General features: G+C 40.6%; 17 protein-coding genes. 3 read left to right on the plus strand and 14 right to left on the minus strand.

Annotated features, from left to right (window positions below):
• Positions 1 to 63: 63 nt before the first annotated feature.
• The 3 genes from TOL5_RS17140 to TOL5_RS17150 form a co-directional block, all read right to left on the minus strand.
• Positions 64 to 1,590, minus strand: a complete 1,527-nt coding sequence (locus TOL5_RS17140) for a DHA2 family efflux MFS transporter permease subunit (RefSeq protein WP_221260525.1) — start codon at positions 1,588 to 1,590, stop codon at positions 64 to 66.
• 6 nt (positions 1,591 to 1,596) lie between these two features.
• On the minus strand, positions 1,597 to 2,754 hold the full coding sequence (locus tag TOL5_RS17145; protein ID WP_004827975.1) for an HlyD family efflux transporter periplasmic adaptor subunit: 1,158 nt from the start codon (positions 2,752 to 2,754) through the stop codon (positions 1,597 to 1,599).
• A gap of 328 nt (positions 2,755 to 3,082) precedes the next feature.
• Positions 3,083 to 3,616 (minus strand): thioesterase family protein, encoded by a 534-nt coding sequence (locus TOL5_RS17150; RefSeq protein WP_004827972.1) that lies wholly within the window; start codon positions 3,614 to 3,616, stop codon positions 3,083 to 3,085.
• A 99-nt stretch (positions 3,617 to 3,715) separates the two neighbouring features.
• On the opposite strand from TOL5_RS17150, the gene hemB reads away from it, so the two are divergent.
• Together hemB and thiO are read left to right on the plus strand one after the other, a co-directional pair.
• On the plus strand, positions 3,716 to 4,729 hold the full coding sequence (gene hemB, locus TOL5_RS17155; RefSeq protein ID WP_151780609.1) for a porphobilinogen synthase: 1,014 nt from the start codon (positions 3,716 to 3,718) through the stop codon (positions 4,727 to 4,729).
• Between the two features lie 293 nt (positions 4,730 to 5,022).
• Positions 5,023 to 6,150 (plus strand): glycine oxidase ThiO, encoded by a 1,128-nt coding sequence (thiO, locus tag TOL5_RS17160; RefSeq protein ID WP_151780608.1) that lies wholly within the window; start codon positions 5,023 to 5,025, stop codon positions 6,148 to 6,150.
• A 71-nt stretch (positions 6,151 to 6,221) separates the two neighbouring features.
• On the opposite strand, the gene TOL5_RS17165 is transcribed toward thiO, so the two are convergent.
• Entirely contained in the window at positions 6,222 to 6,983 is a 762-nt protein-coding gene (locus TOL5_RS17165; protein WP_046761442.1) for a ferredoxin--NADP reductase, read from the minus strand.
• Between the two features lie 82 nt (positions 6,984 to 7,065).
• On the opposite strand from TOL5_RS17165, the gene gigC reads away from it, so the two are divergent.
• The gene (gigC, locus tag TOL5_RS17170; RefSeq protein WP_004827965.1) at positions 7,066 to 7,947 is read left to right on the plus strand and encodes a LysR family transcriptional regulator GigC; all 882 of its coding nucleotides are present in this window, start codon (positions 7,066 to 7,068) and stop codon (positions 7,945 to 7,947) included.
• Between the two features lie 44 nt (positions 7,948 to 7,991).
• Here the strand turns inward: gigC and TOL5_RS17175 are convergent, their stop codons facing one another.
• The 10 genes from TOL5_RS17175 to nuoH form a co-directional block, all read right to left on the minus strand.
• The gene (locus tag TOL5_RS17175; RefSeq protein ID WP_221260526.1) at positions 7,992 to 8,729 is read right to left on the minus strand and encodes an excalibur calcium-binding domain-containing protein; all 738 of its coding nucleotides are present in this window, start codon (positions 8,727 to 8,729) and stop codon (positions 7,992 to 7,994) included.
• 56 nt (positions 8,730 to 8,785) lie between these two features.
• Positions 8,786 to 9,895: a hypothetical protein gene (locus tag TOL5_RS17180; protein WP_139420127.1), complete on the minus strand. Its 1,110-nt coding sequence runs from the start codon at positions 9,893 to 9,895 to the stop codon at positions 8,786 to 8,788.
• A 64-nt stretch (positions 9,896 to 9,959) separates the two neighbouring features.
• A complete protein-coding gene (gene upp, locus TOL5_RS17185) occupies positions 9,960 to 10,595 on the minus strand; it encodes a uracil phosphoribosyltransferase (RefSeq protein WP_004827961.1) in 636 nt (211 codons plus the stop codon).
• Positions 10,596 to 10,715: 120 nt separating this feature from the next.
• Positions 10,716 to 12,272, minus strand: a complete 1,557-nt coding sequence (gene nuoN, locus TOL5_RS17190) for an NADH-quinone oxidoreductase subunit NuoN (protein WP_005030881.1) — start codon at positions 12,270 to 12,272, stop codon at positions 10,716 to 10,718.
• 2 nt (positions 12,273 to 12,274) lie between these two features.
• A complete protein-coding gene (gene nuoM / locus TOL5_RS17195) occupies positions 12,275 to 13,885 on the minus strand; it encodes an NADH-quinone oxidoreductase subunit M (protein WP_171248754.1) in 1,611 nt (536 codons plus the stop codon).
• Between the two features lie 7 nt (positions 13,886 to 13,892).
• Positions 13,893 to 15,782 carry an NADH-quinone oxidoreductase subunit L gene (nuoL, locus tag TOL5_RS17200; RefSeq protein ID WP_004827954.1) on the minus strand — a complete coding sequence of 630 codons (1,890 nt, stop codon included), beginning with the start codon at positions 15,780 to 15,782 and terminating at the stop codon, positions 13,893 to 13,895.
• Entirely contained in the window at positions 15,779 to 16,087 is a 309-nt protein-coding gene (gene nuoK, locus TOL5_RS17205; protein WP_004827952.1) for an NADH-quinone oxidoreductase subunit NuoK, read from the minus strand. Before nuoK ends, nuoL begins: the two co-directional genes overlap by 4 nt.
• On the minus strand, positions 16,087 to 16,605 hold the full coding sequence (nuoJ, locus tag TOL5_RS17210; RefSeq protein WP_171066809.1) for an NADH-quinone oxidoreductase subunit J: 519 nt from the start codon (positions 16,603 to 16,605) through the stop codon (positions 16,087 to 16,089). The genes nuoK and nuoJ overlap by 1 nt, the downstream gene beginning before the upstream one ends.
• Positions 16,605 to 17,147, minus strand: coding sequence for an NADH-quinone oxidoreductase subunit NuoI (nuoI, locus tag TOL5_RS17215; protein WP_005030883.1), 543 nt, complete (start codon positions 17,145 to 17,147; stop codon positions 16,605 to 16,607). Before nuoI ends, nuoJ begins: the two co-directional genes overlap by 1 nt.
• An 18-nt stretch (positions 17,148 to 17,165) precedes the next feature.
• Positions 17,166 to 18,179, minus strand: a complete 1,014-nt coding sequence (nuoH, locus tag TOL5_RS17220; protein ID WP_004827946.1) for an NADH-quinone oxidoreductase subunit NuoH — start codon at positions 18,177 to 18,179, stop codon at positions 17,166 to 17,168.
• Position 18,180: the final 1 nt, after the last annotated feature.

Genomic DNA, 18,180 nt, shown 5'->3' on the forward strand with positions numbered 1-18,180 from the left:
TAAACATAAAGAATATCCATAAAAAAGCCCGCTTTTCAGCAGGCTTTCAATAACACTTAAAATTTAATGGGCATGCCCTGCGCCCACATTACCTTTCGGTTTAGGGCATAACCAAATAATTAACCCTGCAAAGATAAATACCATCGCAAAAATCAAAAATACATGATTGACTGAAAGTGTTAAAGCTTCCTTATCCACCAAGTTGGAAATCGTCCCCAAAGCCATTTCTGGGCTAAAACCACTATTGACCAAATTACGCTGGGTTTCTTCTACATGCATGGTTGAAACGATTTCACTCCGTGCCAACTTGGTATGATCATCCCAAATCGTCACAGCCAGACAGGCACCTATCGCCCCTGCCATCGTTCGCATAAAGTTCATTAAACCCGCAGCAGAAGCAACTTCATCTGGACGAACCACACCCAAGGCAATATTGGACAATGGGATAAAGAAGAATGGCACAGCAAAACCTTGAATAATCTGTGGCCAAGCCAATGCCATAAAATCTGCATCAGTGGTCCAAAATGAACGCATCAAGGTCACACCACCCAAAATCATCAAACCAAAACTCGACAATGCTCTTGGATCATATTTTGTTGCCATTTTTGCCACAATCGGTGACATCATCAAACTACCAAAGCCCATCGTTGCAGTGAGATAACCTGCCCAAGAAGCGGTATAGCCCAAGTTGATCTGTAACCATTGTGGAATCAATACAATACTGCCAAAGAATGCTGCAAAGGCGAAAGCCAGCGATATTGTGGCAATGGTAAAACCACGGTATCGGAAAATCTGTATGTTGACGATGGGATGTTTTTCATAATATTCCCAAATGAAAAAGGCAATAAATCCAACCACCAAAATCACAGCCAAAATACAAATAAAGGTATTATTGAACCAGTCCCGTTCATGCCCTAAATCTAGCATGAGCTGCAATGCACCAATCCAGATAATCAGCAAAGTTAAGCCAATGGTATCAATAGGTAATTTTGCAATCGGGGTTTCTGCTGTTTTCATCAAACGCATGACACCCAAAGCACAGATTACACCTACAGGAATATTGATAAAGAAAATCCAGTGCCAAGACCAATTATCACTGATCGTTCCACCCAGAATTGGACCTAAAATTGGACCAACCACTGTGGTCATTGCCCACATACCCATTGCTTGCGAATGCTTTTCAGGCGGAAAAATACGCATGAGCAGCGTTTGGCTCAATGGCATGATTGGACCACCAAATAAGCCTTGCCCAATACGACAGATCACCAGCATTGCCAAACTATTGGATAAACCACACAGAATGGAAAATGTGGTGAAACCGATCAAACTGATGGTAAATACCCGAACAGCACCAAAGCGTCCTGCCAACCAGCCCGTTAAAGGCACACAGATGGCTTCCGCAACAGCATACGAAGTAATGACCCAAGTTCCCTGTGAACTTGAAACCGCTAAACTTCCTGTAATATGTGGTACAGAAACATTGGCAATGGTCATGTCCAACACGACCATAAAATTGGCAAGTGCTAAAAAGAATGCAGCGAGGAGTAAACGTCCGCCTTTCAGCTCATTTTGAAATGTTGCTGTATTCATAAGCGATTACTTCGCTGATGAGGTATCGACCTCAGCATTCATGGACAAACCCACACGTAATGGATGTTCAGCCAATTCTTTAGGATCAAGTTTGATACGTACTGGTAAACGCTGAACCACTTTAATCCAGTTACCTGTCGCATTTTGTGCAGGAATCAAAGCAAATGCAGAACCTGTGCCTCCAGAAAAGCCAATCACGGTACCATGATATTCAACATCCTTACCATATAGATCAGAGGTTAAAGTTGCCTTTTGACCGACTTTGACATTCTTTAACTGGCTTTCTTTAAAGTTTGCATCGACATACAGATCAGCTATTGGCACGATTTTCATTAAACTTGCACCAGGTGCCACACGTTGCCCAATTTGAATGCTACGACGGGCAACAATTCCGTCTAGCGGTGCTTTAATTTCAGTCCGTTGTAAATCTAAAAGCGCTTGATCAAGTTTTGCTTGAGCTACCAATACATCAGGTGTTGAACTTTGCGAGGTACCTCGAATTAATGCTTCATTGGCATCTAAGTTACTTTGCGCTGCTTTTCGTTTTGATTCAGTTTGGGCAAGCGCCGCTTTTGCTACATCAACACTAGCTTTAGCATTATTCAAAGCACTTTGTGCTTTGCTAAATTCTTCCTTCGATATTGCACCTGTTGCACTTAATTGCTGACGGCGAGCAAATTCTTGTTGCGCTTGCTGATATGCGACTTCGGCTTGTGCTACTTGTGCTTTAGCACTATTAATATCGTCTGTACTCACCAAAATTTGCGAGGACAATGAACTGCTATTTGCAGAACTTTGTGTGTATTGGCGCTTTGCCTTAGTTAAGGCTGCTTCGGCTTCTGCAACCGCAATTTTAGCATCACGATTATCAATAATTGCCAAAACATCGCCTTTCTTGACTTGCTGTGTATCACTCACTAAAACTTCAGCCACCTGACCACTGACCATTGAAGTAATTTCAGCAGTTTCAGCACCAACATAGGCATTGTCTGTTTCCACAGTATTGCTAAACACTAAAGCCCAAATTGCATATAGAATTGCTGCTGCGACAACAATAATGGCAAAAATCTTCAGCATTTTTTTACGTTTTTGTTTGGCTTCCAAATCCGCTTGCGCTTCATTTTCATCGTTTGGAGAGGCATTCGTCGTTTGCGCTTCAGTCATCGCATATTCCTAGCTTACTTGGACTTGTCAAAACATCAGTGCATTTTAAGGATATAAACTGAACATCAGCTTAATCACTTTTTTTGGGGGGTTTGCGTGATGGTTGAATAAGTCAACTTCTTAAAATTGTGGTGCTCAATTTTACAGGCAAAAATCATATTATGAGAATAAAAATATTACTCTAAAGTTTATCTTTATAAAATAGATTGATCTTATTGATATTCATATTTTTTTAAAAAGAAATAAGCCATCAAAATATACTTTCCGATGGCTTATATTGACATAAACAATACAAAAGTGTACTGCCTAGTACACTTTGTCAGCATGATCAATAGGCATACGATGCGATTGCAGTTGCGATCGCCTTACCTTCATTGTTGACCATGGTCATCCGCATCGTACACCCCTTACGTCCCATTCTTAAGGTTTCAGCTTTTGCGATAAAATATTCACCACGACCAGGCGCGAGATAATCGACACGCATATCCACAGTTGCAAGTCGAGAAACTTTTTTGAGCGTATCTGGGAGCTGGTCTGGTTCGGCTCGTTTATACAACTCACCCATTGCAACAATCCCACCAATACTGTCTAACAGTGTCGCAGCAACACCGCCATGCAAGATTTGAAATGCAACATTGCCAATCAGATAAGGCTTCATTTCGATATACCCTTCAATTTCATCATTTACCACACGCATTTGCATGTTGTTATGCGAAAAATAAGGTGAACCATTAAACGCTTTGGTCAACTGGTTAAGGACGACATTTAGATCTGCTTTTGCACCTAAATGTAAGTTACCAGTCCACTTCTTTTGTGATTCGCTCTGCGCAGAATCAGTTTTAGGAGAATCACTCATCATCATTTCGAAACCAATAATGAGAAAAAACTTCAGCTTTTTCCCAAAAAAAATATGAAAGGGCTACAATATGTGCCTAGTTTAATACTGAACATCGAGATTGTTATGACTTATACGTTCAATCGTCCTGCTTTCCCAGCCACTCGTATGCGCCGTATCCGTAAAAACGACAAACTTCGAGCGATGGTGAGAGAAACACAACTTACGGCAGACCATCTCATTTACCCAGTATTTGTACTTCCAGGGCAAAACCAGACCCAAGATGTACCCAGTATGCCAAATGTTCAGCGCTTATCCGCAGATTTATTGCTAAAAAAAGCTGAAACACTACTAGAACTTGGCGTATCAAAACTTGCCTTATTTCCAGTTACACCACAACAAGACAAAAGTTTAACAGCAGAAGCTGCATGGCATGAAGACGGATTAGTTCAAAATACTTTACGTCTTTTGAAAAAAGAACTTCCGGAAATGGTACTGATTACTGATGGTGCATTAGATCCATATACCACGCATGGTCAGGATGGCATCATTGATGATACAGGTTATGTGCTGAATGATGAAACTGTACAATGTCTCATTAAACAAGCTTTAAGCCATGCTGAGGCAGGTGCTGATGTCATTGCACCAAGCGACATGATGGATGGACGGATTGGAGCTATCCGCCAAGCTTTAGAAAGTAATAATTTTATCTATACCAATATCATGGCGTATTCTGCAAAGTATGCTTCAAGTTTCTATGGTCCATTTCGTGATGCAGTAGGTTCATCATCCAACCTCAAAGGTGGTAATAAGTACAATTACCAAATGGATGTCGGCAATCGTGCAGAAGCATTGCATGAAATTGCGCTCGATATTCAAGAAGGTGCTGATATGGTGATCGTTAAACCTGGTATGCCATATTTGGATGTAGTCCGTGAAGTCAAAGATACGTTCGGTGTGCCAACCTTCGTTTATCAAGTCAGTGGTGAATATGCCATGCTTGCTGCTGCGATTCAAAATGGTTGGTTATCTGAGAGTGTGATTATGGAGTCGTTGATGTGCTTCCGTCGTGCTGGTGCAGATGGTATCTGGACCTATTATGCGGAAGATGCAGCACGTCAATTAAAACAGATGAAGTAAATTCTCACGCTGCTATAAACGATACCTATGGATGTCATCTCCTATTGTCTCCAATAGGACTACATTTTACATGTAAATTTTTTTGCGATGGATGGACTCCCTTATTGGTCGCAAAAAATGTTTAGCGATAAAGAGCAATCCGCTTTGAATTGATTTGATCTACTGTTGTCAACACAGTAGATCAAATCAAAAGTTAATCGAGCGGTCAGAATCATTTTACGATGATGCCATCGTACAGAAATATAGGTTGAACTCTCGTTCATTCAAATTTATTTACTTTTACAGAATACACCATGCATATTGCCATTATCGGTGCTGGAGTAAGTGGCTTACTCAGTGCACTTGAACTTATTGAACAAGGCTGTAAAGTCACCCTATTCGATCAACAACATGCTGGACAAGCCGCTTCTTGGGCAGGCGGTGGTATTCTGTCTCCGATGTACCCTTGGCGCTATCCACAAGAAGTCAACCATTTGGCTCAATATGGCAAGCAACTTTACCAAGATTGGAATCGAAAACTATTCCCTAAAACAGGTATAGACTTTGAAATTCATGAAACTGGCATGTTGATCTTCGACGAAGCAGATTTTGAGATTGGACTCAATTATAAAGACCAATACCAAGAACCCATGCAACATTGTGAATATTTATCCAGAGAAAAACTTAAACAAGTTAATCCACAAATTTCTGAACAATTTCAACATGCGATCTACTTTCCACAGTTAGCCAATGTACGCAACCCTCGACTACTCAAATCACTGATCAGCTATCTAAAACAACATCCTTTGGCTGATATCCGTGAAAACACATGGATTGAGAAATTTAATATTCAAAATGAACAGATTCAATCTGTTCAAACTGCAAATGGACAAGACTTTTCAGCTGATCATTTTGTGATTGCAACAGGTGCTTGGTCTAATTGTTGGAGTGAGCAGTTGCAGTTAACGATTCCTGTTAATCCTGTTCAAGGTCAGATGATGTTGTTTAAAACTCCTGAAAACTGGCTTCCAACCATGTGTATGAACAACGTCATGTATCTCATTCCACGTACAGATGGACATATCGTATGCGGTTCGAGTATGAATCATATTGGCTTTGATCATCGCCCTAGTATCTCTGTACAACAAAGCATTTATAAAGCGTGTATTGAAATGGTGCCTGAATTGGCCAATTTTCCAATTGTGAAGCAATGGGCTGGCTTGCGCCCAAGCTCGCCAACAGGCATTCCTTATATTGGAAAAATGCCAGAGCTCAATAATTTATGGGCGAACTTTGGACATTATCGTAATGGCTTATGTATGGGACCAGCCTCAGCTCAACTGCTTAGACAATTGATTCTAAAACATGAAACGTTTGTAGATGCCAACGCCTATTCAACCGAACGGTTGAAGCAAAATATTGTATCAAGAGTCGTCTCTTAATTTTGCAGAAACTATTTTCTGATTATGAAGAGAAAGATCGTTGATATCTTTCTCTCATCTGAAGAGATCATTTACCAATAATTTTCAACAGCAATATTGCCTTCACCACGGCGGTTCATGGTTAAACCACGGGCTTTAAGCGCCGCTTTGGTATCATCGACCATCTGTGGATTACCGCACAACATGACATGTGTGGTTTCGACATTAAAGTGTAAATCAGCAGCTTTTTCCAACTCACCATTTTCAATCAATATCGGTAAGCGATCATGCAAGGCTGCGTGTGGGTCTCGTGTAATAATAGGAATAAATTTAAATCCTGTATGCCCTTCACCAAATTGCTCTGCGATCTCTTGGATACGATCCACATAGGCCAATTCAGATGCGGTTCTTACGCTATATACCAAATTGATTTTTTGGTATTTTGACCATGTTTCAAAGTCTTGTAACATCGAAATAAATGGCGCCAATCCCGTACCTGTTGCCAGTAACCACAAGTCTTGCGGAAGTGGTAATTGATAACGTGCTAAAGTTAAGAATCCGTATGGAATTTTTTCCAAATACAGTTCATCACCCACGTTAAGATGTTGTAAATTTGACGTGAATGCACCATCGGGCACGACAATTGAAAAAAATTCCAGTGTTTCATCAAAAGGCGAGGAAACCACGGAATAAGCCCTTACCACCAAATCATCACCGACTTTTAAACCGATTCGAGCGAATTGCCCTGCGGTGAATTTAAAATGAGCGGGTCGAGTCATGGTGAAACTAAAAAGCGTATTCGTCCAACGATGAACAGATAAGACCTTTTCTATGCTAAATTTTTCAATTGACATAATTTCTTCGTGGCATGAAACATAGTGCTCATGGTAGCATGCCTATATAATGTATGAATATTAAAATGTTAAGGCTCTACTTATGCGAATGACTTTACGCCAACTGGCTGTGTTTGTTGCTGTCGCTCAGGAAGGTACCGTAACCAAAGCAAGTGATGCAGTTCGGTTAACTCAAAGTGCAGCAAGTATGGCTTTGGCAGACTTAGAGGATGGTTTGGGTGCTCCTCTGTTTGACCGTTTAGGGAAACGACTACAATTAAATGATTTAGGACGATTTCTATTGCCACAAGCTTTAGAAATCTTAGGTCGCTGTGAAGCTTTTGAACAAGCCGCCAAAGGTGAATTGCAAAGTATTGACTTACGCATTGGTGCCACACTGACCATTAGTGATTACTTAATGCCTGATTTAATGGCGGATTTCCTACAAATTCAACCCCAAGCTCATTTACAGCTTCAAGTCGGTAATACACGCCAGATGATCGAAGCAGTTAATCAGTTTCAACTTGATTTGGCTTTAATCGAAGGCTCTTGTTTCTTACCTCAATTGCAATGTATACATTGGCGTGATGATGAGCTTGCCGTGTGCTGTTCACCTAGTCATCCTCTTGCCAACTTACATCGTGAACTCAGACAATCTGATTTCCAACATGTAGAATGGATTTTACGTGAGGAAGGCTCTGGAACACGTGAAGTATTTGATAATGCGATTCTTAAAGACCTTCAAGATGCCAATATCCGCTTAACATTGGGTCATAACGAAGCCATCTTAAAAATAGTCGCTGGTGGCTTAGGTATGTCATGTATCTCTAAATTGGCTATTCAACCCTTACTGGATAAGGGACAATTGGTGATTCTAAATACTCCTTTCTGGCAACTGGCTCGTCCATTGTTTATGTTGGTACACCGTCAGAAATACCAAGGTCCCGGCTTAAGAGCCTTCATGAAGTTTTGTGAAAGTAAATAAATTTAAAGCTCCACGTGGAGCTTTTCTTTTGCTTTTTGAATGAGTTAATGCCCAAACTGGCGTTCACATGGTTGACCATCATGATCACCGTCCATTTGAGTATTTGGACAATTCCGAATAAAAAACAATGCTTCTTCGTAGGAACTCATCTGACTGCAATGGGTTTTTCCATCACAACGATATGGTGATGTATGAGTGGAAGCCACTGTAGGTGTATTCACAGTCATGGCTACAGCAGGCGCATTTTGTATACGCAACGCCTCATTTTTTCCATTTAAAGCATTTTCAGATTTTTCACTAAATTTTACAGGTTTTACATAACCTACTTCTTTTCGCTGTTGCGCTACAATTTGTTTCTGCTGTTGTTCAAACAATTCAAATTTTGCCAGTTGATCTTTTTGATAACTTTGATATTGGGTCCAAGCCGCAAAACTAAAATAAACCAATCCAAAAACCATCACCAAAATTACAAAAGAAATAAAACCGAATTTACGACTATCCGTTTGACTTGCCCTTAAAATATTTCTTTGTTTATCGATATCCACCTTTTTACTTTTAAGATCATTGCTCATCGCCACATCTAAACGGATCATTTGATGTGCTTTAAACGTACCTTTATCATTGATCACAACGTATTTGATGGTTTCACCCTTTTTAGGCTGCCCCCCTTCTTTTGGAAAATCAGCAATATAAAACGCCACGGTTTGTGCAGAGTGGTGATCTAATAAAAGCCCATATCCTTTATCATCGTGATACTCAATGATTTGCCCCAAATAAAACATAGCATTTCTCTTATAAATACATATGAATCACAATATATTTTACTCATTTCAGAGACTTAGCGCGAGTATGCCTCGCGTTTCTGCTGTTTAATTGCATCTTTTTGTTGCTGTTGATATTGTTGTAACTTCATTACACTTTCAATTTTGTACTGCTTATAACGATCCATGGCATACATAACACAATTTACACCGATAAATAAAATAATGCCAATAATGACTATCCAAGGATTCAACCGTATAACTGGTTCAGAAGCTGTTTTCTTCTTCGGCTGCTTACGTTTAGAATAAAAGAATTGAATTTTAATATTTTGAAAAAATTGCTGTAACACATTCAAATGCATATTTTTTTCAAGAATTCTATGTTCAACTGGATGCGTTAAAACTACAGTTTGCGTCTGAAGATCAACAACAGCTTCACGCTTGCTATCTCCCAAGTGCTGTTGCTTTTCATGGACGATCGCTCTTTCCTCACTTTCGCAGTGCAGGCTTATATTTTTTTGAGTAGCAGGATTGTCCATTTGAATTCGGGCTAAAGATGGTTCAGTTTTCGAGATTTGAACCGTATCGAATAGTGCTATTGCAGAAATTGCTTCAGCTGTATCTTTGCCTGCATTAACAAGGTTTGGATCTGTCAATAATGATTTGTCTTCGACTTGATACGATAGTGTTGGCGCGTAATCTTGTAGTTGTTTGTCTTGACTGGGCTGTTCTTGAGTCTTATTTTCTGGACTACATATGTCTTGTACAACAACATCCAGTTTTATGTCTTCACTCATTTGCATCGTTTGGGCTTGCAACGCAGGTCTTGTCAATGATTGAACATTGTCTGGTAATTGCTCATCCTCAATCACTCTTCTTTTCTTATGTGCCTTTCGCGCTTTTCTTACATTCTCATAGACATTTTCTTCATATAAATGCTGAATAGGTAAAGATCGATTTGGGTCAGTGACATAGTTTTTATGATCTAGACGTACGATAAATTTAGCTAAAACTTCTCCATTTTGTTCCAGCACAACACACTTAATCCGCTCTCCAAGTTGTGGGAGAACAGTTTGGTTTGAAAAATCTTCTAATTTAAAAACAACTTGTTGATGATCGTTTTTTAATTCTATTAAGCCCTTAGCAGATTTTTCATCATAAAAAATGACTATCCCCTTACGAAACATTTTTTTCTCATTTATTAGAATAAAAAAAGGAGGCCCCTATCGCCTCCTTTGATCATACTAAATTTTAATCTTTTTGCACACTACCAAAAATTTTATCACCTGCATCACCTAAGCCCGGCACGATATAGCCATTTTCGTTTAAGCCTTGATCAATAGAGGCAGTAAAAATCGTTACATCAGGATGTGCAGCTTCAACACGTTTAATCCCTTCTGGTGCAGCAACAAGCACCATCACACGGATATCTTTACAACCACTGGCTTTTAATACATCAATTGCAGCAACCAAAGACGAACCTGTTGCCAGCATTGGATCAATAATCATGGCTAAACGATTCTGAACATCTGGAACTAATTTTTTATAATAGGTACGCGCTTCCAAAGTTTCTTCATCACGCTCAAGTCCTAATACTGAAACTTTAGCACTTGGAATAAGATTTAAAAAACCATCTAGCATCCCAATACCCGCACGTAAAATCGGCACAACCGTAATTTTTTTACCAGCAATACGATCTACACTCACCTTGCCATTCCAGCCATCAATCTCGTGATCACAAACTGGTAAATCTTTAGTCGCTTCATAAGTCAAAAGCATAGTCACTTCTTGAGCAAGCTCACGAAAGTTCTTGGTACTTATATCAGCACGGCGTAATAGACCAAGTTTATGACGGATAAGCGGATGACGGATTTCTTGAATTGACACAGGAGATTACCTAAAAGGATAAAAGTAAATTTCCGCTATTATAATTGTTTTTTATATAAGAGATAAGAAAAGCCCTCAACAAATGAGGGCTTTTTTTGTTAATAACTTACTTTCATCAGATTATTGCAAAATGATATGCAAAGGCGCAACGATTTGAGCACCATGTGCCAAAGCGATAATCGGATCTGGGTAAACACCAAATACCAGTACCAATAAGGCAGCAAGAAGAACCATGATACCGCCTGCTTTTTGCCCCCAATGCTTATCTGCATCAATACGTGGTGTATCCGGTGGTGTCATATACAGAACGATCATGACACGTAAGTAATAGTACAAACCAATACCACTACCAATGATGATCATTGCTGCATAGAACCAGTGTTGTTGAGACACAGTGGTCATCACTAACATGAACTTACCAATGAAACCAGCAGTCAATGGAATCCCTGCTAGAGATAACATCATGACTGTTAAAGTTGCAGTAAGCACAGGGCGACGCCAGAACAAACCACGATAATCCGCAAGTGACTCAGCTTCATCAACATTATTGTATGGACTAGACATCAAGGCAACCACACCGAAAGCACCGATGGTTGTGATGACATAAGTAAATACATATACACCAACAGATGTCAGGCTAAGGAATGAAGCACTCACTAAACCAAGAAGCAGATAACCAAAATGAGCGATTGATGAATACGCTAAAATACGCTTCAAGTTGACTTGACGCACTGCAAGTAAGTTACCTGCAAGGATTGAAAGAACTGCAATAACGACGATAACCGTCTGAATTGATTCAATGCCAATCACGCCTGAAGATAATAAATAACGGACCAACAATCCGATCATTGCAATTTTTGAAACTGTTGCAAGGAACGTCGCAATCGGTGCAGGTGCACCTTGATAAACATCTGGTGTCCATTTATGGAATGGCGCAAGAGAAAGTTTAAATGCCACAGCTGCAATAATCAGACCCAAACCAATAATGACCATTGGTGTTTCGATCAGTTGGTGATATTGCCCAAGTGCCGATTGGATTGCCATGATCAGTTCTGGATTTTGAGTTTTACTCAATTTCCAGAACAAATCATCAATTTGACCTGCAAAAGACAGAGAACCGACTGCTGAATAGACATAAGCCATTCCCATCAACAACATGGCAGAAGCTGTCGCAGAAAGTACAAGATACTTCACACCTGCTTCGAGCGATTTTCCACGTTGATAGGTATATGCCAATAAGCCATATATAGGAATAGACATCAATTCAAGGCTGATAAAGAACGATGCAAAATGAGAACTTGCAACCATCAACATTGCACCTGAAACTGAAATCAGCATAAGCAGATACAATTCTTCACGGTTGTCTTTATAAGTTTCAATATATGCATGTGACAATGTGCAGCAAGCCAATGCAGCAATTAAAATCATCACTTGGTAGAACAATGTAAATGGATCAACCATAAACATGTTCATGACCGGTCCTGGGACAAATGCCTTACCAAACAAAGTAAGTAATATATTTGCCAAAGCAAGGTTTAAACCAATCACCGAAACAGTTGCAATCAAATTGTGATTACGTTTAATCGCAATCAGAATCATCACCACAATCGCTGTCAATGCAACAATAAAAACTGGTGCTAAAGGCATGAGATCCGAAAATGACATAGTGAAGTTCATGACTATTGGATCTCCACATTTTGTTGAGATACAACTTGTTGAGCTGTATCGACAATTTCTTGAACTGGAATATAGCTATTTGCTAACCACGCCATACTTGAGTTTGAAATATCAAGGAATGTTTGTGGATGTACACCTAACCAAAGTAAGCCAAGTGCGCAGACCAATAAAATCACAGTTTCACGTGTATTTAAGTCTTTTAACGGGCTTTCATAATGTGGCTTCTGTGCTTCATTTGGTGTACCAAATAATGCTTTATGAATCAGAATTAGACCATAAAGACCAGCAAAGACTAAGCTAATCGCAGCAATAATTGTAAATGTTGGGAACTTGGCAAATGAACCCATAAGGATCAGGAATTCACCGATAAAGTTACCTAGACCTGGGATACCCACAAGTGCTGATACAAAGAACATTAAGAAGAATGGTAGATACTGGAATTGACCACGAATACCACCCATCAAACGTAAATCACGTGTATGTAAGCGCTCATAGACCTGACCACACATAATGAATAATGCAGCAGATGACAAGCCATGTGCCAACATCATGATCATTAAGCCTTGGAATGTCAGGATATTACCTGCATAAAGTGCAAGTAATACGAAGCCCATGTGTGAAATAGAAGTATACGCCAACAAACGTTTCATATCCGTTTGCTGGAAAGCACACCAAGCACCGTAGAAAATACCAATCAAACCGAAAATAATTGCAATATCAGCAAACTGTGCAGATGCTGCTGGGAAGAAAGGCATTACAAAACGAAGTAAACCGTATGCAGCAGTTTTAATCAAAATACCAGCTAAGTCTACAGAACCTGCGGTTGGCGCTTGCGCATGGGCATCCGGTAACCAGCCATGCAATGGGAAGACTGGAAGTTTTACGGCAAAACCAATAAACAAACAGATCATCAATGCATAAGCATAACCAGCTGTACTAGGATTAGCGTCTAATGCATTTGCAACACTCATCAAGTGCGTATAACCAAACCCAATTCGACCATCCGTGCTATAACCAATGATCACCAGCCCCAATATACCAACAAGCATGATGAGACCCGCGACTTGGGTATAAATAAAGAACTTGGTTGCTGCGTAAACACGTGATTTACCATCTGCACCTTTATGACCCCAAAGTGCGATCAAGAAGTAGATAGGAACCAGCATCATCTCCCAGAAGAAGAAGAATAAGAACATATCAATTGCAAGGAAAACCCCGATTACCCCACCCAATGACCATAAAAGGTTTAAGTGGAAGAAACCAACATTCTTTTGAATTTCGCCCCATGAACAGCCAACAGCAAGTACACCCAGTAATGCTGTTAAACCGACCATAAGAAGCGAAAGACCATCGACCGCTAAGTGAATGTTAATACCCAGTGTTTTAATCCAAGGGACATAGAACTCAGCTGCCCAAGTCGGCGCTTGACCGCCTAAAGCATAATCAAATCCACCTTGTTTCCACAAAATAACGGTTAAGCCCAAAGTAATGAGCATTCCCACTAATGCGATATAACGAGGCAAATGTTTATCAAGTTTATCGACTAACCAACACGCGAAACCTGCAATAAAAGGTACAAGAATCAGTGCGGGTAAAATCCAATTGTTTGTGATTTCCATCTTATTTCCCCACTACCTGAATCACGATCAAGATCATCAGCAATACCACTACACCGAGTGACATACTTGATGCATATTCACGTAATGAACCTGTTTGACGGGTACTTGTAAATTTATTACCACCTTTTACGATTGCAGGTAAGACAAGCCATAAGCCATCAATTGGATCACGACCTAAGATTTTCGCAATAAGCAAATAAGGTTGAACGAATACAAGGTTATATAAAGAATCGAAACCAAATGCATTACGGCAAATATTCGCAAGCCCAGCACCAAATGAAGTTGCTGCAAAGCCTTTAACCGCTTTATAAGCAAATGCAAATAATACAACACCTACTGCTAAACCAGCCAATGCGATACCTACAGCAAGGTGTTCTGCACCATGCATACCTTCTTCAACTGCTTTTGATACTTCAAATGCAGGAATATGAGCAGCATTTAAAACATTCATGACTGGCGCTTTTAAGAAATAAGCCAAACCAGTTGAAAGAACAGCCAAGATACCTAAAGGCGCCCAATATGTCGCACCTTTGATTTCGTGATAATGTGTTTTTTCTTCACCGAAGAATACCACCCAGATTAAACGGAAAGTATAAATCGAAGTCAGGAATGCACCAGCAACACCAACCCAATACAATGAGCCATACAGTGCTACAGATTGACCTTGCGCCCAAACAGCACCCAAGATTGCATCCTTAGAGAAGAAGCCGATCGTAATAAATGGAATTGCAGCAAGTGCACCACCACCTATTGCAAAACAAGCGAATAAGAATTTGTTTTTGTAGAACAAGCCACCCATCTTGAAGATGTTTTGCTCGTGATGGTAAGCCAGAATCACTGCACCTGAAGACAAGAATAATAATGCCTTAAAGAATGCGTGTGAAAGCATATGGAACAGACCAGCTTGGTATGCTTCAGCACCTACAGCCATAAACATATAACCTAACTGACTCATTGTAGAGTAAGCCAAAATACGTTTGATGTCCGTTTGCACCAAGGCAGCAAAACCTGCAACTAGCAATGTCACTGCACCAGTAATCGAAATGAACTGCATTACTTCTGGCGTCATTTCAAACACAGAGAACATACGGCAGCACAAGTAAACACCTGCTGTTACCATTGTTGCAGCATGGATCAATGCAGATACTGGTGTAGGACCAGCCATTGCATCTGCCAACCACGTTTGTAATGGGATTTGTGCAGATTTACCCGCAGCACCCAAGAACAACATCAATGATGTCCAAAGTGCAAGGTTGTGATCAAGTGCTAAAACTTGTGAAGCATTGGCAACGATCGTTCCAATATGCAAAGTACCAAATTGTTGGTAAAGCAAGAACAATGCGATCAGTAAGAATACATCACCCACACGAGTCACTGTAAATGCTTTGATTGCAGCAAAACCGTTTGCAGGGTTTTGATAGTAATAACCAATCAACAGGTAAGAACACAGACCTACGCCTTCCCAACCTAAGAATAACAACGCTAAGTTGTCACCCAAAACCAACACCAACATGCTGGCAACGAATAAGTTGAAATATGAGAAGAAACGAGCAAAGTCTTCTTCACCACGCATATACCAAGTTGCAAAGATATGGATCAAGAAACCCACACCTGTGATCATGCCCATCATCAATAATGATAAGCCATCAAGATGCAAACTTACGCCTGGCGCAAAACCACCCACATTAAACCAAGTCCACAAATGCTGTGCTTGAGCAACTGAACCCTGTTTTACAAAGTCCATGCCTGCAAGCAATGCAAATAATGCTGAAAGACCAACAGAACCTGCACCAATAATGGCTGCTACATTTTCAGGAAGTTTATTACGCCCTGCCGCTAAAAGGACAAAACCAATGAGCGGAAATAAAATTGTTAAATATAAATAGCTCATCCGCGCATCTCACTAGCAGCATCTACATCCAGATGATGGAAGCGATGGTAGAACTGAAGGACGATCGCAAGACCGATACACGCCTCTGCCGCAGCAAGAGTAAGGATCAAAATAAACATAATTTGACCATCAGGTTGTGCCCATGCACTTCCTGCCACAACGAATGCCAATGCGGCTGCATTCATCATGATCTCAAGGCTCATCAACATAAATAATAAATTGCGTCGCACCATTACACCGTAAAAACCCAGTGCAAAAAGAATAGATGCAACGATCAAACCATGTTCTAAAGGAATGTTGCCCATTACTGTTTATCCTCTTCTGCACTTGGTTCACGTTTGCCTAAGTGGAATGCTGCAACCAAGGCTGCAAGCAATAACATCGCGGCAACTTCAACCAATAATAAATAGTGGGTAAAGAGTGCTTGACCAACAACTTTAGGACCAATGACTTGAGTTCCAAGTACAGCACCCTGCTGTACATGATCTGAACCCAATACCCAAACTAAACATAAGCCCATTAAAAAGCTCATGAGTGCTGGATAAGCCCAAGCATCTGAAGTCAACCATTTACGTTCTTGGTCAACTGTATGCTGACCAAGATTGAGCATCATCACAACGAATACGAACAACACCATGATCGCACCGGCATAAACAATCACTTCAAGTGCAGCTGCAAATGGTGCACCAATCGTCAAGAACATACCTGCAACTGCAAGTAATGAAACGATCAAACTTAATAAAGCATGTACAGGATTCGCGTTAGTCACAACACGAACCGTAGAAACAATGGCCACAAGAGCCATTAAATAAAATGGCCACATCATGGTAATAAGCTCCGTACATCTACAGGCGCGCTTTCACGCTGCGCTTGACCTTTTTCTTTACCATCAATCGTCATACCAGTCACACGGTAGAAATTGTAGTCAGGATATTTTCCTGGACCTGAAATGAGTAAGTTTTCTTTCTCATACACAAGATCTTGACGTACATATTCACCAAGCTCAAAGTCTGGTGTTAACTGAATTGCAGTTGTTGGACATGCTTCTTCACACATACCGCAGAAAATGCAGCGTGAGAAGTTAATACGGAAGAATTCTGGATACCAACGTCCATCTTCTTTTTCAGCTTTCTGTAATGAAATACAGCCAACAGGACATGCAACCGCACATAAGTTACACGCAACACAACGTTCTTCACCGTCTGGGTCACGTGTTAGTACGATACGACCACGGTAACGTGGAGGTACGATTTGCTCGGCTGGAACTTCTGGATATAAAATCGTATCGCGTTTGCGTGTGACATGGCTAAACACCATCCACAACGAACGAACAATTGATCCTACGCCAGCTAGAATTTTATACATTTTGTACTCCCTGCTGTCCTAGGCTTGATTCATCAGAATCACAGCACCAGTCACCAAAAGGTTGACCAATGCAAGTGGTAAACACACTTTCCAACCAAAATTCATTACTTGGTCATAACGTGGACGCATTAAAGAACCACGAGCCAAGACAAACATCATTACAAAGAATGCTGTTTTCGCAATGAACCAGAACGCATCTGGAATGAATGGAATATTTAAATTAAATGGTGCTAACCAACCGCCGAAGAATAAAGTCACGATCAGTGCTGAAATCAGGATGATGTTGACGTATTCAGCAACGAAGAACATCCCCCATTTCATACCACCATACTCAACGTGGTAACCCTCTGCCAACTCTTGCTCAGCTTCTGGTTGGTCAAATGGGTGACGATGTGTTACTGCAACACCAGCAACCACAAAGATCATGAAACCAATGAATTGTGGAACCACAAACCATACATCACGTTGTGCTTCTACGATTTCACGCAAATTGAATGAACCAGCAATCGCAACCACACCCATCAATGAAATCCCTAAGAAGACTTCATAAGAAATGGTTTGTGCTGCTGAACGTAGACCACCAAGCAATGCATATTTGTTGTTTGAAGCCCAACCACCAAATAACACAGCATAAACAGCGATACCTGCCATTGCCATAAAGAACAATAAGCCAATGCTCATATCTGCAACACCTAAATAAGGTGAAACAGGAATAACCATAAATGACAGTACCGCAGTTGCCATCGCAACTGCTGGTGCTAAACGGAACGTGAGTTTATCAACGAACTTCGGTGTCCAGTCTTCTTTAAACATGATTTTAAGCATGTCAGCAACGATCTGGAACATCCCGCCCGGACCTACACGGTTCGGACCATAACGGTCTTGCCACAAGCCAAGCAAACGACGCTCAATAAAAGACATCAATGCCGCAAGCAAAACCACAACCAACAAAATCACAATTGCTTGGATGACCGAATAAGCAATCGGCCAATCTTGTGCCCAAGTCGGTAGGGCGCGTAAAGATTCATTCATG

The sequence above is a fragment of the Acinetobacter sp. Tol 5 genome, from assembly GCF_019702905.1.
In the GTDB taxonomy this organism is placed as follows: domain Bacteria; phylum Pseudomonadota; class Gammaproteobacteria; order Pseudomonadales; family Moraxellaceae; genus Acinetobacter; species Acinetobacter bereziniae.

Coding starts and splice junctions, on each gene's coding strand:
- TOL5_RS17180 (WP_139420127.1), bottom strand. CDS start 9,895: ATGTTTCGTAAGGGGATAGTCATTTTTTATGATGAAAAATCTGCTAAG.
- gigC (WP_004827965.1), top strand. CDS start 7,066: ATGCGAATGACTTTACGCCAACTGGCTGTGTTTGTTGCTGTCGCTCAG.
- nuoJ (WP_171066809.1), bottom strand. CDS start 16,605: ATGTGGCCATTTTATTTAATGGCTCTTGTGGCCATTGTTTCTACGGTT.
- nuoN (WP_005030881.1), bottom strand. CDS start 12,272: ATGAACTTCACTATGTCATTTTCGGATCTCATGCCTTTAGCACCAGTT.
- hemB (WP_151780609.1), top strand. CDS start 3,716: ATGACTTATACGTTCAATCGTCCTGCTTTCCCAGCCACTCGTATGCGC.
- nuoL (WP_004827954.1), bottom strand. CDS start 15,782: ATGAGCTATTTATATTTAACAATTTTATTTCCGCTCATTGGTTTTGTC.
- TOL5_RS17150 (WP_004827972.1), bottom strand. CDS start 3,616: ATGATGATGAGTGATTCTCCTAAAACTGATTCTGCGCAGAGCGAATCA.
- TOL5_RS17175 (WP_221260526.1), bottom strand. CDS start 8,729: ATGTTTTATTTGGGGCAAATCATTGAGTATCACGATGATAAAGGATAT.
- nuoH (WP_004827946.1), bottom strand. CDS start 18,179: ATGAATGAATCTTTACGCGCCCTACCGACTTGGGCACAAGATTGGCCG.
- thiO (WP_151780608.1), top strand. CDS start 5,023: ATGCATATTGCCATTATCGGTGCTGGAGTAAGTGGCTTACTCAGTGCA.
- TOL5_RS17145 (WP_004827975.1), bottom strand. CDS start 2,754: ATGACTGAAGCGCAAACGACGAATGCCTCTCCAAACGATGAAAATGAA.
- TOL5_RS17165 (WP_046761442.1), bottom strand. CDS start 6,983: ATGTCAATTGAAAAATTTAGCATAGAAAAGGTCTTATCTGTTCATCGT.
- TOL5_RS17140 (WP_221260525.1), bottom strand. CDS start 1,590: ATGAATACAGCAACATTTCAAAATGAGCTGAAAGGCGGACGTTTACTC.
- nuoI (WP_005030883.1), bottom strand. CDS start 17,147: ATGTATAAAATTCTAGCTGGCGTAGGATCAATTGTTCGTTCGTTGTGG.
- nuoK (WP_004827952.1), bottom strand. CDS start 16,087: ATGGGCAACATTCCTTTAGAACATGGTTTGATCGTTGCATCTATTCTT.